The sequence below is a fragment of the Pseudomonas sp. NFX1 genome (assembly GCF_051123555.1).
In the GTDB taxonomy this organism is placed as follows: domain Bacteria; phylum Pseudomonadota; class Gammaproteobacteria; order Pseudomonadales; family Pseudomonadaceae; genus Aquipseudomonas; species Aquipseudomonas capeferrum.
Window position 1 is genome coordinate 3,684,081 of the sequence record NZ_CP169366.1, and the last position, 21,896, is coordinate 3,705,976.

Annotated in this window: 25 protein-coding genes; 3 read left to right on the top strand and 22 right to left on the bottom strand. The window is 62.1% G+C overall.

What is annotated here, in order from left to right:
- Positions 1 to 91: 91 nt before the first annotated feature.
- From der to trmJ, 19 genes are all read right to left on the bottom strand, one after another.
- Positions 92 to 1,555 carry a ribosome biogenesis GTPase Der gene (der, locus tag DJ563_RS16570; protein WP_033701174.1) on the bottom strand — a complete coding sequence of 488 codons (1,464 nt, stop codon included), beginning with the start codon at positions 1,553 to 1,555 and terminating at the stop codon, positions 92 to 94.
- A 117-nt stretch (positions 1,556 to 1,672) separates the two neighbouring features.
- Positions 1,673 to 2,815 carry an outer membrane protein assembly factor BamB gene (gene bamB, locus DJ563_RS16575; protein ID WP_033701523.1) on the bottom strand — a complete coding sequence of 381 codons (1,143 nt, stop codon included), beginning with the start codon at positions 2,813 to 2,815 and terminating at the stop codon, positions 1,673 to 1,675.
- 1 nt (position 2,816) lies between these two features.
- A complete protein-coding gene (locus DJ563_RS16580; protein WP_033701175.1) occupies positions 2,817 to 3,458 on the bottom strand; it encodes a tetratricopeptide repeat protein in 642 nt (213 codons plus the stop codon).
- A gap of 39 nt (positions 3,459 to 3,497) precedes the next feature.
- A complete protein-coding gene (gene hisS / locus DJ563_RS16585) occupies positions 3,498 to 4,787 on the bottom strand; it encodes a histidine--tRNA ligase (protein ID WP_186656982.1) in 1,290 nt (429 codons plus the stop codon).
- 25 nt (positions 4,788 to 4,812) lie between these two features.
- On the bottom strand, positions 4,813 to 5,922 hold the full coding sequence (gene ispG / locus DJ563_RS16590) for a flavodoxin-dependent (E)-4-hydroxy-3-methylbut-2-enyl-diphosphate synthase (RefSeq protein WP_033701177.1): 1,110 nt from the start codon (positions 5,920 to 5,922) through the stop codon (positions 4,813 to 4,815).
- 3 nt (positions 5,923 to 5,925) lie between these two features.
- On the bottom strand, positions 5,926 to 6,963 hold the full coding sequence (locus tag DJ563_RS16595) for a RodZ domain-containing protein (protein ID WP_274098482.1): 1,038 nt from the start codon (positions 6,961 to 6,963) through the stop codon (positions 5,926 to 5,928).
- Positions 6,960 to 7,721 (bottom strand): type IV pilus biogenesis/stability protein PilW, encoded by a 762-nt coding sequence (gene pilW / locus DJ563_RS16600; protein WP_274098483.1) that lies wholly within the window; start codon positions 7,719 to 7,721, stop codon positions 6,960 to 6,962. The genes DJ563_RS16595 and pilW overlap by 4 nt, the downstream gene beginning before the upstream one ends.
- A 14-nt stretch (positions 7,722 to 7,735) precedes the next feature.
- Positions 7,736 to 8,881, bottom strand: coding sequence for a 23S rRNA (adenine(2503)-C(2))-methyltransferase RlmN (gene rlmN, locus DJ563_RS16605; RefSeq protein ID WP_033701180.1), 1,146 nt, complete (start codon positions 8,879 to 8,881; stop codon positions 7,736 to 7,738).
- Positions 8,882 to 8,909: 28 nt separating this feature from the next.
- Positions 8,910 to 9,335: a nucleoside-diphosphate kinase gene (ndk, locus tag DJ563_RS16610; RefSeq protein WP_033701183.1), complete on the bottom strand. Its 426-nt coding sequence runs from the start codon at positions 9,333 to 9,335 to the stop codon at positions 8,910 to 8,912.
- Positions 9,336 to 9,425: 90 nt separating this feature from the next.
- Entirely contained in the window at positions 9,426 to 9,626 is a 201-nt protein-coding gene (gene iscX, locus DJ563_RS16615) for a Fe-S cluster assembly protein IscX (RefSeq protein WP_003248529.1), read from the bottom strand.
- A 10-nt stretch (positions 9,627 to 9,636) separates the two neighbouring features.
- Complete coding sequence (gene fdx / locus DJ563_RS16620; RefSeq protein ID WP_258714445.1) at positions 9,637 to 9,978, bottom strand: ISC system 2Fe-2S type ferredoxin; 342 nt, start codon at positions 9,976 to 9,978, stop codon at positions 9,637 to 9,639.
- Between the two features lie 3 nt (positions 9,979 to 9,981).
- Entirely contained in the window at positions 9,982 to 11,844 is a 1,863-nt protein-coding gene (gene hscA, locus DJ563_RS16625) for a Fe-S protein assembly chaperone HscA (protein ID WP_434518047.1), read from the bottom strand.
- A 42-nt stretch (positions 11,845 to 11,886) separates the two neighbouring features.
- Positions 11,887 to 12,408 (bottom strand): co-chaperone HscB, encoded by a 522-nt coding sequence (hscB, locus tag DJ563_RS16630; RefSeq protein WP_274098485.1) that lies wholly within the window; start codon positions 12,406 to 12,408, stop codon positions 11,887 to 11,889.
- 8 nt (positions 12,409 to 12,416) lie between these two features.
- Complete coding sequence (iscA, locus tag DJ563_RS16635) at positions 12,417 to 12,740, bottom strand: iron-sulfur cluster assembly protein IscA (RefSeq protein ID WP_033701188.1); 324 nt, start codon at positions 12,738 to 12,740, stop codon at positions 12,417 to 12,419.
- Positions 12,741 to 12,768: 28 nt separating this feature from the next.
- The gene (gene iscU, locus DJ563_RS16640) at positions 12,769 to 13,155 is read right to left on the bottom strand and encodes a Fe-S cluster assembly scaffold IscU (RefSeq protein WP_003248539.1); all 387 of its coding nucleotides are present in this window, start codon (positions 13,153 to 13,155) and stop codon (positions 12,769 to 12,771) included.
- Positions 13,156 to 13,201: 46 nt separating this feature from the next.
- Entirely contained in the window at positions 13,202 to 14,416 is a 1,215-nt protein-coding gene (locus DJ563_RS16645) for an IscS subfamily cysteine desulfurase (RefSeq protein ID WP_033701189.1), read from the bottom strand.
- Between the two features lie 47 nt (positions 14,417 to 14,463).
- The gene (iscR, locus tag DJ563_RS16650) at positions 14,464 to 14,955 is read right to left on the bottom strand and encodes a Fe-S cluster assembly transcriptional regulator IscR (protein WP_027595541.1); all 492 of its coding nucleotides are present in this window, start codon (positions 14,953 to 14,955) and stop codon (positions 14,464 to 14,466) included.
- Positions 14,956 to 15,134: 179 nt separating this feature from the next.
- Positions 15,135 to 15,920, bottom strand: coding sequence for a serine O-acetyltransferase (gene cysE, locus DJ563_RS16655; protein WP_033701190.1), 786 nt, complete (start codon positions 15,918 to 15,920; stop codon positions 15,135 to 15,137).
- 3 nt (positions 15,921 to 15,923) lie between these two features.
- Positions 15,924 to 16,679 (bottom strand): tRNA (cytosine(32)/uridine(32)-2'-O)-methyltransferase TrmJ, encoded by a 756-nt coding sequence (gene trmJ / locus DJ563_RS16660; RefSeq protein WP_274098486.1) that lies wholly within the window; start codon positions 16,677 to 16,679, stop codon positions 15,924 to 15,926.
- A 151-nt stretch (positions 16,680 to 16,830) separates the two neighbouring features.
- Here trmJ and suhB point away from each other — a divergent pair, with 151 nt between their 5' ends.
- The gene (suhB, locus tag DJ563_RS16665) at positions 16,831 to 17,649 is read left to right on the top strand and encodes a type III secretion system regulator SuhB (protein ID WP_033701193.1); all 819 of its coding nucleotides are present in this window, start codon (positions 16,831 to 16,833) and stop codon (positions 17,647 to 17,649) included.
- Positions 17,650 to 17,772: 123 nt separating this feature from the next.
- On the opposite strand, the gene DJ563_RS16670 is transcribed toward suhB, so the two are convergent.
- The gene (locus DJ563_RS16670) at positions 17,773 to 18,366 is read right to left on the bottom strand and encodes an acyl-homoserine-lactone synthase (protein WP_186662908.1); all 594 of its coding nucleotides are present in this window, start codon (positions 18,364 to 18,366) and stop codon (positions 17,773 to 17,775) included.
- A 138-nt stretch (positions 18,367 to 18,504) separates the two neighbouring features.
- Between DJ563_RS16670 and DJ563_RS16675 the strand changes: the two genes are divergently transcribed.
- Positions 18,505 to 18,735 (top strand): hypothetical protein, encoded by a 231-nt coding sequence (locus DJ563_RS16675; RefSeq protein ID WP_027595536.1) that lies wholly within the window; start codon positions 18,505 to 18,507, stop codon positions 18,733 to 18,735.
- A 3-nt stretch (positions 18,736 to 18,738) separates the two neighbouring features.
- Here the strand turns inward: DJ563_RS16675 and DJ563_RS16680 are convergent, their stop codons facing one another.
- Positions 18,739 to 19,455, bottom strand: a complete 717-nt coding sequence (locus DJ563_RS16680; RefSeq protein ID WP_052040694.1) for a LuxR family transcriptional regulator — start codon at positions 19,453 to 19,455, stop codon at positions 18,739 to 18,741.
- Between the two features lie 339 nt (positions 19,456 to 19,794).
- On the opposite strand from DJ563_RS16680, the gene DJ563_RS16685 reads away from it, so the two are divergent.
- A complete protein-coding gene (locus DJ563_RS16685) occupies positions 19,795 to 21,216 on the top strand; it encodes a class I adenylate-forming enzyme family protein (protein ID WP_434518048.1) in 1,422 nt (473 codons plus the stop codon).
- Between the two features lie 55 nt (positions 21,217 to 21,271).
- Here the strand turns inward: DJ563_RS16685 and DJ563_RS16690 are convergent, their stop codons facing one another.
- On the bottom strand, positions 21,272 to 21,820 hold the full coding sequence (locus DJ563_RS16690; protein ID WP_274098488.1) for a glycine zipper 2TM domain-containing protein: 549 nt from the start codon (positions 21,818 to 21,820) through the stop codon (positions 21,272 to 21,274).
- Between the last annotated feature and the right edge of the window lie 76 nt (positions 21,821 to 21,896).

Below are 21,896 nucleotides of genomic sequence, written 5' to 3' on the forward strand. Positions count from 1 at the left end.
CTATAAGCTACAAGTTTCAAGCCACAAGAAAAAGCGGCATGCATCACCGCCTGCTTTTTCTTGCAGCTTTGAGCTTGTAGCTTGCCGCTAGTTAGCGCTTGTCGCGGCGCTTCTTCTCGGCCTTCTTGTGGTGCGACATCAAGCGGCGCTTCTTGTTGACCTGGCGATCGGTGAGGGTGTTTTTCTTGCCCTCGTACGGGTTTTCACCCCCCTTGTACTCGATACGGATCGGCGTACCGACCAGCTTGAGCACGCGGCGATAGGTGTTTTCCAGGTAACGCGAGTACGACTTGGGAATGCTGTCGGTCTGGTTGCCGTGGATCACGATCAGCGGCGGGTTGGCACCCCCCAAGTGCGCATAGCGCAGCTTGATGCGGCGGCCATTGACCAGCGGCGGCTGGTGCTCGCTCACGGCGTCTTCGAGGATCTGCGTCAGGCGGCTGGTCGGCCAGCGGGTCACCGCCGACATGAACGCGGCCTGTACCGACTTGTACAGGTTGCCCACGCCCGTGCCGTGCAGCGCGGAAATGAAGTGGATGTCGGCGAAGTCGACGAAGAACAGCCGGCGCTCCAGCTCGGTCTTCACGTAGGCGCGCTCACCCGGCTCCATGCCATCCCACTTGTTCAGGGCGATGACGATGGCGCGGCCGGCTTCGAGGGCGAAGCCCAGCAGGTTCAGGTCATGGTCGACCACCCCTTCGCGGGCATCCATGACGAAGATCACGACGTTGGCGTCCTTGATCGCCTGCAGCGTCTTGACCACGGAGAACTTCTCGACTTCCTCGTGGATCTTGCCGCGCTTGCGCACCCCGGCGGTGTCGATGAAGGTGTACTTGTCGCCATCACGCTCGAACGGGATGTAGATACTGTCACGGGTAGTACCCGGCTCGTCGTAGACCACCACGCGCTCTTCGCCGAGCATGCGGTTGACCAGGGTCGACTTGCCGACGTTCGGGCGGCCGATGATGGCGATCTTGATGCCATCCTTTTCGCTCGGGCCAGGGATGCGCACGGCTTCCTCGCCTTCGGCGACGTCCTGGTCCAGCGCTTCGTCTTCGGCATCGCGCGGCAGGTGGCCGAGCACGGCTTCCATCAGGGCGCTGATACCACGGCCCTGGGAGCCCGCCACCGGGATGGCGTTGCCCATGCCCATCGGCGAGAACTCGGCGCGGGCGACGTCAGGGTCGATGTTGTCGATCTTGTTGGCGACCAGAATCGCCGACTTGTTCCGCTTGCGCAGGTGCTCGGCGATCATCAGGTCTGCTGCGGTCATGCCCGCACGGGCATCGACCAGGAACAGCACATAGTCGGCTTCTTCGATGGCCATGAGCGACTGCTCGGCCATCTTCTCGTCCATGCCCACTTCGTCACCGGTGATACCACCGGTGTCGATCAGGATGAAGGAACGACCCTGCCAGGAGGCATCACCATACTGGCGGTCACGGGTCAGACCCGACAGGTCACCGACGATGGCATCGCGGGTTTTGGTCAGGCGGTTGAACATGGTGGATTTGCCGACGTTCGGCCGTCCCACCAGGGCGATTACGGGAACCATGCGGCTCTCCACTCTTGAATTCTTGAAAATGCAAAGGCCGCTGCAAGGCAGCGGCCGGAGTATGTGCGGCGTTTCCTACACCGCGGCTCAAGCCCGTTGGCGGACTTGAGCTTAGCTTCAGCGGACGGTCAGTGCCTCGAGCTTGCCGCTGTTGCCGAAAACGTAGATGGTGTCGCCGACCACCAGGGGCCGGGCGCGCAGGCCATCACTGTCGATTCGCTCGCGACCGACGAAGCGGCCATCGACCTGGCTGAGCAGGTGCAGGTAACCCTCGAAGTCACCTACAGCCACGTAGCTGGAGAACACTTCCGGTGCCGACAGCTGACGGCGAGCCATGGAATCGTTGGTCCACAGGGCGCTGGAAGAGCGCTCGTCGACACTTTCAACGGTACCCGAGGCTTCGCTGACATAGACGTTACCGTAACCCTGGGCGACACCCACGTAGCTGGAAGCATCACGCTGCCACAGCACACGGCCGCTTTCCAGGTCCAGGCCCGCTACGCGGCCCTGGTAGGTGCTGACGTACAGGGTACCACCGGACAGCAGCAAGCCGCCGTCGATATCCACTACGCGGTCCAGCTCGGAACGCCCCTGCGGGATGGCCACGCGGCTCTCCCACACCGGCACGCCGTTGCTGATATCCACCGCGATCACTTTGCCGGTGGACAGGCCGGCAACCGCCATGCGGTTGGTCACGATCGGCGCACCGGTGCCCCGCAGGGTCAGCACGGCCGGGGTGCTTTCATAGATCCAGCGGCGGTCGCCGGTCGCGGCATCGAGGCCGATCAGGCGGTCGTCCTGGGTCTGCACCACCACCACGTCACCATTGTTGGCCGGTGGTGCCAGCACTTCACTGGTCACGCGTGAGCGCCAGCGCTCTTCACCGGTGCTGGAGTCCAGCGCGATGACTTCGCCTTTGAGGGTACCGAGCATGACCAGCCCGTAACCCACACCGACAGCGCCCGACACCTGCAGGTCGAGGTCTTTCTTCCAGGCTACGTCGCCGGTGATACGGTCGAGGGCGAAGACTTCGCCGTTGACGTCGGAGGCATAGATACGGTCGTTTTCGATGGCCGGTACCAGGGTGTTGTACGTCTCGCCCTGGCCGTCACCGATCGAACGGCTCCACTGCTTCTTCAGTACCACTTCCTCGGTGAACTTGGTCAGCTCGGCCGGGGGCAGTTCCTTCTTGCTGTTGCTGCTGCAACCCGCGGCCAGAACGGCCAGGGTCAGCACTGCTGCTTGTTTCCAACCGATCACGTCAGGCGTCCCCTTTGGCCAGGTCATCCAGCTTCAATTGCAGGCCACCGACCGCCGCCTCATCGGACAGCGCGGCCTTGGCTTTTTCATAAGCGCTGTGGGCATCGTCGGCGCGACCAAGCTGTACCAGCAGGTCACCCTTCAATTCTTCGCGGCTGGCCAGGAACGCCTTGTCGGCGTCGCCGTCGAGCAGCTTGAGGGCCTCGTCGGCCTTGTCCTGGGCAGCCAGTACACGGGCCAGGCGCTGGCGCGAAATCTCGCCAAGCGTGGTATCGGCTGGCTTGTCCAGCACACCCTTGAGCTCGGCGGCGGCGTCGTCGAGCTTGCCGCTCTCGACCGCGACCTTGGCCACGAACAGGCTGCCATACTGGGCGTAGGCGGTACCGCCGAATTCGCTCTTGAGCTTGCCGGCCAGTTCCGCGACCTTGGTCGCGTCTGGCTGGCCGCTTGGCGTCAGGCTGGTCTCAAGCAATGCCTGGTACAGCTGCGAGGCACCTTGCGACTGGTTGTTCTGGTACTTGTGCCAGGTATTCCAGCCCAACACCACCACGCCGGCCAGCAGGGCACCGGTCAGCAGTGGCTTGCCGTTGCGGTTCCACCAGTCCTTGACCCCTGCCAGGTCATCATCATCTGTACTCGACACCCCAATACTCCTTTTCGCCTATTCGCTTGTTGAACCGCGTTACGCCTGAGCGATTGCGGTTTCCAGGTGCTCAGCCAGAGCATCCCAGGCAATGTTCTGTTGTTCGCCCTGGCCACGCAGGGGCTTCACGCCGATTTCCTGCTTGGCCAGCTCGTCGTCGCCAAGAATCAGGGCCAACAGCGCGCCGCTCTTGTCGGCTTTCTTGAATTGGCTCTTGAAGCTGCCGCCACCAGCGTTGACCACCAGGCGCAGGCCCGGCAGGCGATCACGCAGGCTTTCGGACAGACGCAGGCCAGCCAGCTCTGCCTGTTCACCGAAGGCGCAGAGGTAGACATCGACCTGACGGCTGATCGACTCGGGCACCTTGCCCAGGGTCTCCAGCAGCAGAATCAAGCGCTCGATACCCATGGCGAAACCTACACCAGTGGTCGGCTTGCCGCCCATCTGCTCGACCAGGCCGTCGTAGCGGCCACCGGCACAGACGGTGCCTTGGGCACCGAGCTTGTCGGTCACCCACTCGAACACGGTCTTGCTGTAGTAGTCCAGGCCACGCACCAGCTTGGTGTTGATCACGAACGGGATGCCGGCCGCATCCAGACGGGCTTTGAGGCCCTCGAAGTGCACGCGGGACGCTTCGTCCAGGTAATCTTCGAGCTTCGGTGCACCGACCAGCACCGCCTGGGTGTTCTGGTCCTTGCTGTCGAGGATGCGCAGCGGGTTGCTCTTGAGGCGACGCTGGCTGTCTTCGTCCAGCTGCTCAAGGCGTGCCGACAGGAACTCGACCAGGGCATCACGGTAGCGCGCACGGGCTTCGCTGGTGCCCAGGCTGTTGAGCTCGAGCTTGACCGCGTCCTGGATGCCCAGCAGGCCCCACAGGCGCCAGGTCAGCATGATCAGCTCGGCGTCGATGTCCGGGCCGTCGAGGTTGAACACTTCCACGCCGATCTGGTGGAACTGGCGGTAACGGCCTTTCTGCGGGCGCTCGTGGCGGAACATCTGGCCGATGTACCACAGCTTCTGCACCTGGCCGTTGCCGGTGATGCCATGCTCCAGCACGGCACGCACGCAGGCGGCGGTACCTTCAGGACGCAGGGTGAGCGAATCGCCGTTGCGGTCCTCGAAGGTGTACATCTCTTTTTCGACGATGTCGGTCACTTCACCGATGGAGCGTTTGAACAGCTCGGTGAACTCGACGATCGGCGTGCGGATCTGGCTGTACCCGTAGGTATCCAGCAGACCGGCCACGGTGCCTTCGAAGTAGCGCCACAGTGGCGACTGTTCTGGCAGGATGTCGTTCATGCCACGGATGGCTTGCAGCGATTTGCTCACGAAAAGTCCTTACGAATGCTGTGTGTCAGCCACGGGCGATCAGCGCCGCGTCGGCCTCGGCCTTCTCGGCCGCTTTCTGGCGGATGAGCTTCTCGAGCTCATCGACCAGGTTGTCATTGGTCAGCTTCTGCGCCGGTTTGCCGTCGATGTAGATCAGGTTCGGCGTACCGCCGGTCAGCCCTACATGGGCTTCCTTGGCTTCGCCGGGGCCGTTGACCACACAACCGATCACCGCCACGTCCAGCGGTACCAGCAGGTCTTCCAGGCGCCCTTCCAGCTCGTTCATGGTCTTGACCACATCGAAGTTCTGCCGCGAGCAGCTCGGGCAGGCGATGAAGTTGATGCCACGCGAACGCAGGTGCAGCGACTTGAGGATGTCGTAGCCGACCTTCACTTCTTCGACCGGGTCAGCGGCCAGGGAGATACGAATGGTATCGCCGATGCCCTCGGCCAGCAGCATACCGAGGCCGACGGCGGATTTCACCGTCCCCGATCGCAGGCCACCGGCTTCGGTGATGCCCAGGTGCAGGGGCTGGATGATCTGTTTGGCCAGCAGGCGATAGGCTTCGACGGCCATGAACACGTCGGAGGCCTTGACGCTGACCTTGAAGTCCTGGAAATCCAGGCGGTCCAGGTGCTCGACATGGCGCAACGCCGACTCGACCAGCGCCGCTGGGGTCGGTTCGCCGTACTTCTTCTGCAGGTCCTTTTCCAGGGAGCCTGCGTTGACGCCGATACGGATCGGGATACCGCGGTCACGGGCGGCATCGACCACCGCGCGTACACGGTCTTCACGGCCGATGTTGCCCGGGTTGATACGCAGGCAGTCGACACCCAGCTCGGCCACGCGCAGCGCGATCTTGTAGTCGAAATGAATGTCGGCGACCAGCGGCACGCTCACCCGTTGCTTGATGCGGCCGAATGCCTCGGCGGCGTCCATGTCCGGTACCGAGACGCGCACGATGTCGACACCGGCATCGACCAGACGCTGGATCTGGCCGACGGTGGCGTCGACATCGTTGGTGTCGGTGTTGGTCATGCTTTGCACCGCGATGGGCGCATCACCACCCACCGGCACATTGCCGACCCAGATTTTGCGGGATTCGCGACGTTTGATCGGAGATTCGCCGTGCATGACTTACTGTCCCAACTTCAGGCGAGCAGTCTCGCCACTGGTGAACGGAGCAACATCGACGGCCTGGCCGTTGTAGCTGACCTGGGCGCCACGGGCAAAGCCCAGGCGTACCGCGAACGGCGGTTTGCCGGTCAGCTCGAGGTTGTCGCCCTTGCGCTTGACCGCGCTGAACAGCACCTTGCCGTTGCCGTCGGAGACCTGGGTCCAGCAATCGGCAGTGAACTGGATGGCGACCTTGGCGCTACCGGCAGGTACTGCGACCGGTGCGGCCGGCTCGGCGGCGGCTACCACAGGGGCAGCAGCGACAGGTGCCGTGGCAGCAGGTGCTACTGCAGCAGGTGCTGGCGTTGGCGCAGTGGCTGCGGCGGGCACTTGTGCCTGCGCGGCCGGGGCTGGCGTTGCGTTTGCAGCTGGGGTTTGCGCAGGGCTGGCCGGCGCTTGCTCGGCGGCGGCAGGCGGCTGTTCGCCAGCGGCCTGTTCCAGCGGCAACGGTGCGCTTTCAGGTTGCTGGCCTGCCGTCACGGCCTGGTCTTCAGGCTCGTCCAGCGGATGGATCTGCGTGGTGCCGTCGGCGCTCTCGACCTCGACGTGCTCCAGGGCGATCTTGGCCAGGTCCTTGCCCCGCAAGCTGCCCTGGTCCTGCCACCAGACGAAACCACCACCGACCACTGCCACCAGCAGCAGCAGGCTGACACCGCGCAGGATGTTGTGCGACAGGCGCACCGGTTCTTCGATGCGGCCCAGCGAATGCACTTCACTGCCCTTGGCATGGGTACCGGTGTACTGGTCGAAGGCCTCGACCAACGCGGCCTGGTCCAGGTCCATCAGTTTGGCATAGGCGCGGATATAGCCACGGGCGAAGGTGTGCCCGGGCAGCTTGTCGAAGGCGCCGGTTTCCACGTGGTTCAACGAACTGACAGTGAGGTTGAGCTTGCGGGCCACCTCGGCTTGTGACCAGTCCCGCTTCTCACGGGCCTGGCGCAAAAGCTCACCGGGGTTCTGGCCAGGCGCTACTGCTACTTCGGGATGCGCGGCGTTCATCGTTGCTCCGACAGGTATTGCTGATATTCCGGCGTACCGGGATAAAGTCGTTGTAATTGCTGGCCCAGGTCGGCCAGTGTGCCCTGCTCGTCGAATACCCGGGCAAGGCGGCTGCCCAGCAGAAGGCTACGGGCGTCATGGTCGCTCAACCGGCTGAAACGATCGTAGTAGTCCAGGGCCGGCACATAATGCCTGTTTTCGTAGGACAACTCAGCCATTTCCAGCAACGCTTTCGGTTGCTGCGGGTTGAGTTGCAACGCTTTGAACAGATATGTGTGGGCCTGGTCACGACGTTCGAGCTTCAGGGCAGTCAGGCCAAGGTTCTCGTACACGCGGGAGCGTTCAGGATACAGGGTATCGGCGCTGGCCAGGCGAAACATCTGCTTGGCCTCGGCAAATCGCCCCTGAGCATAAAGGAAACTGCCGTAATTGTTGCGAATTCGCGTATCGCCAGGGCGTGCCTGCAGGGCTTTTTGAAAGTGTTTCTCCGCCAACCCCGGCTCACCCTGCGCCTGAAACACCAGCGCCAGGGCGGCGTGTGCGCCGGCATCGCTGGCGTCGAGGGCGAGGGCTTTGCCCAGCGGCGCCTTGGCCTGCTCGGTCAGGCCTTGTTGCAAATACCCCAGCCCAAGCTGCACATAAGCCCTGCCCGCCTCTTCCCGCCCCTGCCGACTGGCCAGCGGATCGCCCGCGCCGCCCGACACGCAGCCGGCCAGCAGCAAAAGCGCAAGGATCGACAGCGCGGCGCGCAGGCTCATGGCTAGGTTCTCGGTCAGTGGCGCGCGGCGCTGTCTGGCAGCTCGGCGTCGGCAGACAACTGGCGCACGGCGATGTAGCGCTCACTGCGGCGAGTACGGTCGTTGACCTGGCCGACCAGCTGACCACAGGCGGCGTCGATGTCCTCGCCACGGGTGGTACGGGTGGTGACGTTGAAGCCGCCGTGGTGCAGCAGGTCCTGGAAGCGGCGGATAGCATTGTTGCTAGGGCGCTCGTAACCGGAATGCGGGAACGGGTTGAACGGGATCAGGTTGATCTTGCACGGCACGTCGCGCAGCAGCTCGATCATCTGTGCAGCGTGCTCGGGCTGGTCGTTGACGTCCTTGAGCAGGGTGTACTCGACCGTCAGCACGCGCTTGCCGCCCAGGGTGGCCATGTAGCCCATGCACGACTCCAGCAGCACCTTCAACGGGTACTTCTTGTTGATCGGCACCAACTGGTTGCGCAGCGCGTCGTTCGGCGCGTGCAGCGACAGGGCCAGCGACACGTCGATGTGCTTGGCCAGCTCGTCGATCATCGGCACCACGCCCGAGGTGGACAAGGTGACGCGACGCTTGGAAATGCCATAGCCCAGATCATCCATCATGATCTTCATGGCGGCGATGACATTGTCGAAGTTCAGCAGAGGCTCGCCCATGCCCATCATGACCACGTTGGTAATCGCGCGGTCGACTTTGGCCGGGACGGTCCCGAAGGATTTGTTGGCAAGCCACACCTGGCCGATCACTTCGGCGGCGGTGAGGTTGCTGTTGAAGCCTTGCTTGCCGGTGGAGCAGAAACTGCAATCCAGGGCGCAGCCGGCTTGCGACGAGACGCACAAAGTGCCGCGGTCGTCGGTGGGAATGTAGACGGTCTCGACGCAGCTGCCGGAGGCAACGCGGATCACCCATTTACGGGTGCCGTCGGCGGAAATGTCTTCACTGACCACTTCCGGTGGGCGAATTTCGGCAACAGCCTCGAGCTTTTCGCGCAAGGCCTTGCCGACATTCGTCATGGCGGCGAAATCATCGACGCCAAAATGGTGAATCCATTTCATCACCTGGCCGGCACGGAAGCGCTTCTCCCCGATAGAGTCGAAGAATTGTTCCATTTCCGGCTGGGTCAGGCCCAACAGGTTGATTTTGCCAGTAGATGTCGTCATGGATTCACCCTCACCCGTAAGCTTTCGCTTAGCGAGTGGTTACCTCGGTAGCAGCGAAGAAGTAAGCGATTTCGCGAGCAGCAGCAGCTTCGGAGTCCGAACCGTGAACGGCGTTGGCGTCGATCGACTCGGCGAAGTCAGCACGGATGGTGCCGGCAGCAGCTTCTTTAGGGTTGGTAGCGCCCATCAGCTCACGGTTCAGAGCGATGGCGTTTTCGCCTTCCAGAACCTGAACGACAACCGGACCGGAAGTCATGAAGGCAACCAGGTCGCCGAAGAAGCCGCGCTCGCTGTGCTCAGCGTAGAAGCCTTCGGCTTCTGCTTTGGACAGTTGCTTGATTTTCGAGGCAACGATTTTCAGGCCGGCGTCTTCGAAGCGAGTGGTGATCTTGCCGATGACGTTTTTGGCAACTGCGTCAGGCTTGATGATCGAGAAAGTACGTTGAACAGCCATGGAAAACTCCAGAAATATGAGTGTTGCGAAAAATTAAACCCGCGAATTATACGCGGGTTCCAGGGGATTGCCTAACCTGCAGCGTCGCGCTTAGTCGGCTTCATCAATCCAGGCCGCCTGGATGGCCTCGAGCACTTTCTCACCGCCGCGTGACGGATCGTCGCTGAACTCTGGCAATGCCAGCACCCAGCGGTGCAGATCGACGAAATTCACATAACGAGGATCGACTTCCGGCTTGCTTTCTGCAAGCTGGATGGCGATCTCAAGTACATCAACCCATTTCAGACTCATGCAAAAATCCTCAGTGGGGCGCTTCGGCAGCGTGGTTGAGCGAATACTTGGGGATCTCTATGGCCAGGTCCTGGTCACCGACGACTACCTGGCAGCCGAGGCGCGACTGGGCCTCCAGGCCCCAGGCCTTGTCCAGCATGTCCTCTTCCAGCTCGTCGGCTTCATCGAGCGAGTCGAAACCTTTGCGAACAATGCAGTGACAGGTGGTGCAGGCCTTTACGCCACCGCAGGCGCTTTCCATCTCGATGTGATGGTCGTGGGCCAGCTCCAGGATGTTGGTCCCGGGCGCGACCTCCACGGTCAGCCCCTCCGGGCAGAACTTCTCATGCGGCAGGAATGTCACCAGCGGCATCGGTTACTCCTCGATCTCATTCAGGTTGCGCCCGGCCAGTGCGGCTTTGACCGTCGAATCAAGGCGACGGGCGGCAAATGCATCGGTCACCTGCGACAGACGCTTGGTCTGTTGCTCGATGGCAGGACCATCGGTGCCGGTCAGCAAATCACGTAGTTCTTGCATCTGGAATTCAATGGCTTCACGTTCTTCGCTGCTGAGCAGCCGCTCGCCATCGGCGTCCAGGGCGCCCTGCACCGCTTCGAGCAGACGCTCGCCATCAACCTGGTGTTCACGCAGCTGACGCGCCTGCTTGTCGTTGCCTGCGTGCTCGAACGAATCCTTGAGCATGCGGGCGATCTCGCCGTCGGTCAGGCCGTAGGATGGCTTGACCTGAATGCTGGCCTCGACCCCCGACCCCAGTTCGCGAGCCGCGACGCTGAGCAGGCCATCGGCATCGACCTGGAAGGTCACGCGGATCTTCGCGGCGCCGGCAACCATCGCCGGGATGCCGCGCAGTTCGAAGCGCGCCAGGGAGCGGCAGTCGCTGATCAGCTCGCGTTCGCCCTGCAGCACGTGGATCATCATGGCCGACTGGCCATCTTTATAAGTGGTGAACTCCTGGGCACGCGCCACCGGAATAGTGGTGTTGCGCGGAATCACTTTCTCCATCAACCCACCCATGGTCTCAAGGCCCAGGGACAGCGGGATGACATCGAGCAGCAGCAACTCGCCACCTTCGCGGCGGTTGCCAGCCAAGGTGTCGGCCTGGATGGCAGCACCGATGGCCACCACCTGGTCCGGGTCGATCGAGGTCAGCGGGGTGCGGCCGAACAGGCTGCCGACAGCGTCACGCACGCGGGGTACGCGGGTCGAACCGCCCACCATCACCACGGCACCGACCTCTTCCAGCTCGACGCCGCTGTCGCGCACGGCGCGGCGGCAGGCCTTGAGGCTGCGGGCGACCAACGGTTCGATCATGGCTTCAAAGGCCGCACGGCTCAGCTCGCCCTGCCAGGCACCGTGGCGGACACTGACTACGTCGGCATCGGTCAGGGCTTCCTTGGCGGCGCAGGCGGCCTGCAGCAGCTGGCGCTGGGTGGCCGGGTCCAGATCGGAGGACAGGCCAGCCTGCTCGATGATCCAGCCAGCAATGGCATGGTCGAAATCATCGCCGCCCAAGGCGGTATCGCCGCCGGTGGCCAGGACTTCGAAGACACCGGCCGTCAGGCGCAGGATGGAAATATCGAAGGTACCGCCACCCAGGTCATAGATGGCCACCACGCCTTCGGCGTTCTGGTCCAGGCCATAGGCCACGGCCGCTGCGGTCGGCTCGTTGAGCAGGCGCAGTACATTGAGGCCGGCCAGGCGCGCAGCGTCCTTGGTGGCCTGGCGCTGGGCGTCGTCGAAATAGGCCGGCACGGTGATCACCGCCCCCACCAGATCGCCGCCGAGGGTTTGCTCGGCGCGCTCACGCAGCACCTTGAGGATATCGGCGGACACTTCCACCGGGCTTTTCGGCCCCTGGACGGTATCGATGAACGGCATGTGCGACTCACCGCCAATGAAGCGGTAAGGCAGCTGTTCGCCCAGTTGCTTGACGTCGGCCAGACCACGCCCCATCAGGCGCTTTACCGACAGCACGGTGTTCAGTGGGTCGCTGGAAGCGGCATCGCGCGCAGCCTGCCCGACTTCGCTGCGCCCTTCGAGGTAGCGCACCGCAGACGGCAGAATGACATTACCCTGCGCATCGGGCAGGGGCTCGCTGCGACCGCTGCGCAAGGCAGCGACCAGAGAATTGGTGGTACCCAGGTCGATACCCACCGCCAGGCGACGCTGGTGCGGCTGAGGGGTCTGACCGGGTTCGGCGATCTGCAGTAGGGCCATGCTTATCTGAATACCTTAGGCGTCATCACGAAAGACACCGGGTTAATCGTCGAGGCGCTCTTCCAGTTGGCGCACTTCTTGGGCGAGCTTGTCGAGGAATTGCATGCGGCGCATCAGGCGCTCGGCCTTCTCGCGCTCGTCTGCAACGTCCCAACAGGCGGCGAAGTCCTCGTTCAGCGTGTCCTGGGCGGCCTTGAGGCGCTTCTTGAACACGCCGACACCCTCAAGGTCGGCTTCGTCCTGCAGCTCTTCGAGCTCTTCACGCAACTGCATCTGCTGCAACAGGAAGTCGGGGTCGTGGACCGTGACTTCCTGAGGCACTTCATGGCCACCGATGGCCAGCAGGTAGCGGGCTCGGCGCGGCGCATTGCGCAGGGTCTGGTAGGCGTCGTTGAGGGCTGCGGATTTTTCCAGCGCTACGCGCTGCTCACGCTCGGAGGCGTCGGCAAAGCGATCAGGATGGACTTCGCGGGCCAGCTCGCGGTAGCGAGTGGCCAGCTTGTCGAGATCCAGGCGGAAGCTTGGCTGGAGGTCAAACAGTGCGAAATGACAAGGAGTACCCACAGCCAGCCTCAGACGTTGAAGCTTTCGCCGCAGCCACACTCACCGCGCACGTTGGGGTTGTTGAACCTGAAGCCTTCGTTCAACCCTTCCTTGACGAAGTCCAGTTCGGTGCCGTCGAGGTACACCAGGCTCTTGGGATCGATGATCACCTTGACGCCATGGTTCTCGAACACCGTGTCTTCGTCAGCCAGCTCGTCGACGAACTCCAGCACGTAGGCCAGGCCCGAACAACCGGTGGTGCGCACGCCCAGGCGAATACCTTCGCCCTTGCCGCGCCCCTCGAGGGAACGCCGCACATGGTTGGCGGCGGCTTCTGTCATGCTGATAGCCATCAGAACTCCTTACCTCGCAACAGGCGACTTAGATCAAGCCTTTCTTCTGCTTGTAATCGCGTACGGCTGCCTTGATGGCATCCTCGGCGAGTACCGAGCAGTGGATCTTGACCGGCGGCAACGCCAGTTCTTCGGCCAGCTGGGTGTTCTTGATGGTTTCGGCTTCGTCCAGGGTCTTGCCCTTCATCCACTCGGTGGCGAGGGAGCTGGAGGCGATGGCCGAACCGCAGCCGTAGGTCTTGAACTTGGCGTCTTCGATGACGCCCTGCTCGTTGACCTTGATCTGCAGACGCATCACGTCACCGCAGGCCGGCGCGCCGACCATGCCGGTACCGACATCCGGGTCCTCGGCATTCATCTTGCCGACGTTGCGCGGGTTTTCGTAGTGGTCGATGACCTTTTCACTGTATGCCATGGTGCAATTCCTTCCTCATCAGGGAGCCGCTCTTGCCGGCGACTGCTTAGTGGGCGGCCCACTCGATCTTGGAGATGTCAACGCCGTCTTTGTACATGTCCCACAGCGGCGACAGCTCACGCAATTTGTTAACGGCCTCGCAGACTTTCTGCGCGGCGTAGTCGACTTCTTCTTCAGTAGTGAAGCGGCCGAAGGAGAAGCGGATCGAGCTGTGCGCCAGCTCGTCGTTGCGGCCCAGAGCGCGCAGTACGTACGACGGCTCGAGCGAAGCGGAGGTACAGGCCGAACCGGACGATACCGCGATGTCCTTCAGCGACATCAGCAGCGACTCACCTTCGACGTAGTTGAAGCTCAGGTTCAGGTTGTGCGGTACACGGGCGGTCTGGCTGCCGTTGACGTACAGCTCTTCGAGGTCCGAAACCTGCTTGAAGAAGCGGTCGCTCAGGGCCTTGATGCGCACGTTTTCGCTGGCCATCTCTTGCTTGGCGATGGCGAACGCCTCGCCCATGCCGACGATCTGGTGGGTTGGCAGGGTGCCCGAACGCATGCCGCGCTCATGGCCACCGCCGTGAATGATTGCCTCGAGGCGCACACGCGGCTTGCGGCTGACGTACAGCGCGCCGATGCCTTTGGGGCCGTAGACCTTGTGCGCCGAGAACGACATCAGGTCGACCTTCAGCTTCTGCACATCGATTTCGACCTTGCCGGCCGACTGAGCGGCGTCGACATGGAACAGCACGCCGCGCGAGCGGGTCAGTTCACCAATGGCGGCGATGTCGTTGATCGAGCCGACTTCGTTGTTGACGTGCATCAGCGAGACCAGAATGGTGTCGTCGCGCAGCACAGCCTCGACCATGGCCGGGGTGACGATACCGTCTTCGCCTGGCTCCAGGTAGGTGACTTCGAAACCTTCACGTTCGAGCTGGCGAGCGGTGTCCAGGACCGCCTTGTGCTCGATCTTGGAGGTGATGATGTGCTTGCCCTTGGTCTGATAGAAGTGCGCGACACCTTTGAGTGCGAGGTTGTCGGACTCGGTGGCACCGCTGGTCCAGACGATTTCACGCGGATCGGCGTTGATCAGTTCGGCGACCTGGCGACGACCGTTCTCGACCGCTTCCTCGGCTTTCCAGCCGAAGACGTGGGAGCGCGAAGCCGGGTTACCGAAGTTCCCGTCGACCAGCAGGCAGTCGGCCATCTTCTGGGCGACACGTGGGTCGACCGGGGTGGTCGCGGAGTAATCGAGGTAGATCGGCAACTTCATGGATATCTCCTATCAGGCGGTGGCGTCGCTCGTCGCTGTTATAAAGGTCAGTCGACGGCGGACGTCTCAATCTTGTCCAACTGGGCGGATCGGCCTGCGACACGACGCAGGTCCTGGCGCTGGGCGACTTCCTGCACCTCACGGCGCTTGACGAGGTCGGCCAGGCTGATGCCGCTGAGGAATTCATGGATCTGCTGGCTGAGATCGCACCACAGGTGGTGGGTCAGGCAGGTATCACCGGCATGGCAATCCCCAAGGCCCTGGCAACGGGTGGCATCGACCGATTCATTGACCGCGTCGATGACCTGAGCCACCTGGATGGTTTCCATGCCCCGCGACAGCTGATAGCCACCGCCTGGACCGCGCACACTGGATACCAGGCTGCTGCGGCGCAGCTTGGCGAACAGCTGCTCCAGATAAGAGAGGGAAATGCCCTGGCGCTCGGAAATGTCGGCCAAAGACACGGGCCCATGCTGCGCGTGTAACGCCAAGTCAAGCATGGCTGTCACGGCGTATCGGCCTTTAGTAGTCAGTCGCATGGCTATTGGGTACCACGGGAGTTACAGGATGTGAGCGAGTATGCGATTCCCGAGCATTTAAGTCAACTATTAGACCTACTGCTTTAGTCGGGTTTTACATCGGGAGGCGGGCGCGATTGTAGCAGACGAGGGGCGTGAGCACACGCCCCGTATGTCACCACGGCTTCAGCGCGACGCGATCAATGCGACTGAGTGTCGCGCTGGGCGGCCTGGGCAGCCTCGGTGAAGTCATCCTCCGGCAGCGCCGGCAACTCCTTGGCACAGTAGTCGCTGCCCATCTTGGTCAGCGCGCCGCACATGCCCTCCAGGCGCTCATCCACCGCTTGCAGGTGGTCGAGCATCTGCCCGATGGCACGTGCGACCGGATCTGGCATGTCGCCACTGACGCCATACGCATCGAAGCCGATCTTCTCGGCCATGGCCTTGCGCCGGGCTTCGACTTCGTTTTCTTCGCTCTTGACGATGATGCGGCCCGGGATACCGACTGCGGTCGCCCCTGCTGGCACGGCCTTGGTCACCACCGCATTGGAGCCGATCTTGGCCCCGGCACCTACGGTGAACGGGCCCAGCACCTTGGCCCCCGCCCCCACCACCACGCCGTTTTCCAGGGTCGGATGGCGCTTGCCTTTATTCCAGCTGGTGCCGCCCAGGGTCACACCCTGATAAAGCGTGACGTCATCGCCGATCTCGGCGGTCTCGCCGATGACGATCCCCATGCCGTGGTCGATGAAGAAACGCCGGCCAATGGTGGCGCCAGGGTGGATCTCGATCCCGGTCATCCAGCGCCCGAAGTTCGACACCAGCCGGGCCAGCCATTTGAAATCACGCGTCCACAAGGCATTGCCCAGCCGGTGCAGCCAGATGGCATGCATGCCCGGGTAGCAGGTCAGCACCTCGAAGGCGTTGCGCGCTGCCGGGTCACGATGGAATACGCTTTGAATATCTTCACGCAGGCGTTCGAACATCTGTCAGTCCTTCCTTTTATGCGGTTCGCCCCGAGCCACTTTCTGGGTCTCGGTGAGGATGCCGCGCAAAATGCTCATTTCCGGACGGTTCACCGAGCTGCGCCCGTACAGCCGGCGCAGGCGCGCCATCAGGTGCTTGGGCTTCTCGGGATCAAGGAAGCCGATGTCCACCAGGGTCTTTTCCAGGTGGTCGTAGAACAGCTCCATTTCGTCCATGGTCGCCAGCTCGCTGGCGTCGGCCTTCTCGACTTTCGCCGGGGCATCCTCGGCTGCGAGCCAGGCCATGCGCACCTCATAAGAGAGCACCTGGACCGCGGCGGCCAGATTCAGCGAGCTGAAGTCGGGGTTCGAGGGAATGTGCACGTGGAAGTGACATCGCTGCAGTTCGTCGTTGGTCAGGCCGGCGTGTTCGCGACCGAACACCAGGGCGATTTCCTCGCCACCCAGCGCATGCTCCACAGCCTTAGCCCCGCATTCGCGAGGGTCGATCAACGGCCAGGGGATGCTGCGCTCGCGGGCACTGGTACCCATCACCAGGTTACAGCCGACCAGCGCCTGCTCGAGGCTATCGACGACCTGGGCGCTACCCAGCACATCGTCGGCGCCGGAGGCCCGGGCACTGGCTTCGGCATCGGGAAACGCTTTTGGCTGCACCAGCACCAGACGCGACAAGCCCATGTTTTTCATGGCACGCGCAGCGCCGCCGATGTTGCCGGGGTGGCTGGTATTGACCAGAACAACACGAATATTTTGCAGCACGGTGTTGTGCTCTCAGAGGCAGATATCAGGGCCTTCGATCTTACAGAACCGACAGACGTAACGCCATGAAAGCAAATGTGACACTTCTGCCGTCAAAGTTTTCTGCTAGAATGATCGGCTTTCTTCTTTAACATCTCCAGGTGACCCGCCCATGCAGCCTATGCTGAATATCGCCCTGCGCGCCGCTCGCAGCGCCAGTGAACTGATTTTCCGCTCCATCGAACGCCTGGATAGCATCAAGGTCGATGAGAAAGAGGCCAAGGACTACGTTTCCGAAGTCGATCGCGCCGCCGAACAGAAAATCGTCGACGCCCTGCGCAAGGCCTACCCGAACCACTCCATCCAGGGTGAAGAGACCGGCATGCACGCGGGCACCGGCGAAGAAGGCAAGGACTACCTGTGGATCATCGACCCACTGGACGGCACCACCAACTTCCTGCGCGGCATCCCTCATTTCGCTGTCAGCATCGCCTGCAAATACCGTGGTCGCCTTGAGCACGCTGTGGTTCTCGACCCGGTTCGCCAGGAAGAATTCACCGCCAGCCGTGGCCGTGGCGCCCAGCTCAATGGCCGTCGCCTGCGCGTCAGCTCGCGCACCAGCCTGGAAGGCGCCCTGCTGGGCACCGGTTTCCCGTTCCGTGACAGCCAAATGGCCGACCTGGACAACTACCTGGGCATGTTCCGCGCCCTGACTGGCCAGACTGCAGGCATCCGCCGCGCAGGCTCCGCCAGCCTGGACCTGGCCTACGTCGCCGCCGGCCGTTTCGATGCGTTCTGGGAGTCGGGCCTGTCCGAGTGGGACATGGCTGCAGGCGTACTGCTGATTCAAGAAGCAGGCGGCCTGGTCAGCGACTTCAACGGTGGCCACGACTTCCTCGACAAGGGCCACATCGTCGCGGGCAACATCAAGTGCTTCAAGGCAGTACTCACGGCTATCCAGCCGCACCTGCCAGAGAGCATGAAACGCTAAGTACCGTTGGCGTTATAAAGAAGCACCCCTCGGGGTGCTTTTTTTATGGCGACGTATTGTGCTCGACACTTCACCCGCCTTACAACGTATTGATATAACAGCCGCACGGCAGCTGCGGCCTATTCAATGGCAGTTATTCTTGATTGCGGCCTCCAATGCCGAGGTCGTCTTCTCATTCAACTCGATGCGCAACGCCACCGCACGCTCGACACCAATTTGCAACGCCGGGCCGAAGCGGCTGATATCCAACCCCAGGCGGATCAACATTTTCTCGACCCCCACCGTGGTCACCGTGACAAACTGTTCCACACCACAACCGATGGCATAATTGACGATCGCATGAATGGCCTGCGTGGTGCCCTGGGAGAAGCCGAACCGATTGCCGTCTGGCAGCTCGATGGCAAAGCGGCTCAGCTCCCAGATAGCGTCGGAGCACGGTGCAGGATGCCCATGCAGCAGTTCGGGGAAGGTATGCGCCAGCATGTTCGGGCCCGTGGTCGGCAGTATCCGCCAGCACCCACAGACATAGCCCGCCTCGTCATCGCGGTTGATGATCATGTAATAGGGGTCGAGCGCATCGTAGCCATCGATCTCCATGTCATTGATCAGCGGGATATCCCACATCTTTTTAACTTTGAAGATACGCGCCCGAAGTTTATGCATGGCATTCAGCGCTTGCGGGTCGATGTTAGTGCGGCGATCAATGGAGATAAGCATAGGGGCAATTACCGGCAGGGGTTTGAATTGCCACCCACGGTATATTCATGCCGGTTAAATAAAATCCTACCTAATTTGGGAGGTGGTCGACATTAACCAGACTTGTTAATTTTTCGGCTTTTGCAGGATTGATTCCCGATGAAGCTACTCAATACCTCAGCTGTGCGCGAGGTCGCCCATCAAGCCATCAGCCTGCGCCTGGGCCTCAAGCAGAGCCAGACCGAATTCTGGTCAAGGTTCGGCATCAGTCAGGCCTGCGCCAGCCGCATCGAATGCACCAGCCAAGTGCCCGCCCCGGTGTATATCCTGCTGCGCCTTTACCTCAGCGGCCGCCTGGAGGAAAGCGACCTGGCCCAACGCCCGCAGTGACACTCAGGGCGTGATCGATTTTTGCTGGATGGCCTTGAGCACCGCCATCTGGCGCGAGCTGACCTGGAACTTGCGGCGGATGTTCTTGAAGTGGAAGTCGATGGCCGAGGTCGTGCACGACAGAATCATCGAGATTTCCCAGGTGGTCTTGCCTGCTGCGCTCCACTGCAGCACCTCTTTTTCGCGGCTCGTCAGGTGCACGGGTGTGGAGCATTCGATGCGCGCCTTGAGCATCCCCTCCATCGCGTAATCGCGCAGCAGGGTCGCCATAGGCAAGGACTCGATCATCGTAGCGGTCGCTCGTGGGCCACTTTCGGAGGGCTTCAGGCAGAGCATGCCGGCCTCGCCGCGCGGACCATGCAGGGGCAGCGCAAGGCCTTGCTGCAAGCCATGTGCGGCAGCTTCTTCGAAGAATTCCGACTCTGAGGGACGGCGGTAGTTGTCCCGGTCCCAGAGCAGTGGCCGGTTTGCATTCAGGCAGTGCTGAACCACCGGATCGACCGCAGCGTAGGACTCGGCGTCGTAACGTGTGCGCCACGCATCAGGGTAGTCGCTGTAGATCAGCACCTGCTGATTGGCGTCAGTGGGCGCAGGCTTGAGACCGATCAGAAAGTTCGAGTATCCCAGCTTGCGGGTCAGGATTTTAAGGTGAGCCAGCCAGTCCTCAAAGCGCTCCATTTCGCTGAGTCGTAGCAGCTCATCCATTACCAGTAGGGTCATTCCCTTCCTCGTAGGCACCGTTTGACGGTGGTCTCATGGCGAGACAACACGCGAGGGAATATCGACTCCCTCATTCAGGTGGGTCGATAAGATAGTTACATGGCACATTGAAATCAACGTGCATGGAGTGCCCGCCGACGAGAAGCAAGCGGTCGCAGACACTAATCAGTTGCTCAACCCGCCACAACCTCCCTGTTCTGGGAGGTACCAGGCGCTGCGCGCAGCCTATTTACTAGCGTGGCACCAGCCTGCACCGGCAGGCAGCACCACGATGCACATGGACGGCACGGGAAAACACCTGAAGCTGTATTTCGGCTGACCCACAAGGAGCCCTCCTGCATGTTCCAGCAACAGTTCTTCAGTATGGTTGCGCGCCATCGCGACTACCCGGCGGTCGTCGACAGCCATGGCAAAACCCGCAGCTACGGCGAACTGCTGCAGGACATCGACCAGTTGCGCGCCAGGCTGCATGCCGCAGGCCTGCGCGAAGGTGATGTAGTAGCCACGCAACTGGGCAACAGTACCGGTTATGTGGCGCTGCTGTTTGCCATGGCAAGCCTGGGGCTGATTCACTGCCCCGTGAGCGTGGCCAGCAGCATCCACCAGCGGGCAATGCGCCTGGGCCAGGTCGGCGCCGCCCTACTGATTACCGAAGCCGGCATCGTGCCCGCGGGTCTTGGTGTACCAGGCTTTACCCTCTATTCGCCTACACCTGTCAACCTCAAGACCCCAGCCTGGCGCGACTGTGCCGGGCTGATGCGCATGCAGGAAACCTCAGGCAGCACCGGCGCACCCAAACTTGCGCTGTGGCGCCAAGACCGGCTGTACCGGGAAATCATGCATTGGGTAGACAGCGCCGGCCTGGACGCCGGTGCGCGCTACCTGAATATCCATAGCCTCGATGGCGGGCATGCGGTAGACCTGCATGTATTCCCGGCCTTGCTGACGGGCGCGACGCTGTACCTGGGTGACGCGACCCAAGTTGAGAACACCCTGCGCACCCTGCACGAACAGCGTATCAGCGTGATGAGCGCACTGCCGTCGCAGTACCTGGAGCTGTCCCAGGCCGCACAGAACACCGGCATCCGCCTGCCAGCACTGAGCAAACCTTTCTGCGGCGGCGCCTACCTGGACGACCATGTGGTGCTGGAAAGCGAGCGCCACCTGGGCGTGCACCTGAAAAGGATCTACGGCTCGACGGAGTTCGGCATGGTCCTGGCAAACTTCACGCCTACCCTGCAGGTCGGCTGCGGCATGCGCCCGGTAGGTGATGTCGAGGTGACGCTGGAACCGCTGGACCCCGCACAACCGGAGGTAGGCGAAATCATCGCCCGCTCCACGCACCGCGGCTCGGGGTACTTCCCACCTGCACCGATCCCTTGCGAGGACCAGGCCTATGCCACCGGCGATATCGCCCGGCGCCTTGCCGACGGCAGCCTGATGCCGCTGGGGCGCGCGACGGATGCCCTGCTCACGCAACAAGGCATGCAGTTTGCCCCCGCCCTGGAAGCGCAGATCGCACAGGCCATGAAGTTCGAGCGCGTGGTGGTACTGGTAGACGAGCAGGATCGCCGGCGCGCCCATGTGATCGTGCAAGGCAACACGGCTGACGCACATGAGCGGTTGGCGGAACTGACCGGGGGGCTGGAACGCCTGGGCATTAGTGCCAGTATCGCAGTGCTCGAACGGATACCCATGACGCCGACCGGCAAGCCGGACCGTGTCCGGCTTCGCAAGCACCTAGGCGCACAACTACGCTAGGCCGCATTGGGAGCGGGCTTGCTAGCCCGCCCCTTCTAGCTCGGCAATATGAGCTTTACTGCCCGGCCTGGTTCTCACTGAGAATCAGCTTGCCATTCTTGTCCAAGGGGATGGTCGAGCCCGGCTCGCGGTCCATCTTCACCTGCCCCACCTGGTCACCAATGGTGTACTTCACGTTATAACCAACGACCTTGTCGCTGATGTCATTGACCGTATTGCAGCGGGTTTGCGTCGTGGTGTAAGTGTCACGCTGCTGCATGCCTTCCTGCACCTTGTTACCGGCATAGCCACCACCGACCGCACCGGCCACGGTGGCGATCTTCTTGCCAGTACCGCCACCAATCTGGTTACCCAGCAGGCCACCGGCCAGGGCACCCACGACGGTACCGGCGATCTGGTGCTGGTCCTTGACCGGCGCCTGACGCGTCACGGTGACGTCCTTGCAGACCTCACGCGGTGTCTTGACCTGCTGCTTGATCGGCTGCACATCGGTGACCTGGGCGTACTCCGGCCCTTTGTTCACCAAGCTGTAGGTCGCCACAGCACCTCCGGCAGTTACACCGACAGCACCCAGTACCGCACCCACCAGCATTGATTTATTCACCTGAACCTCCTGATCTTCCCTGCGGGACATAGCCCGCCTTCTCCCTGCCTTGGAGCAAAAAAAAAGGCGCGAGTTC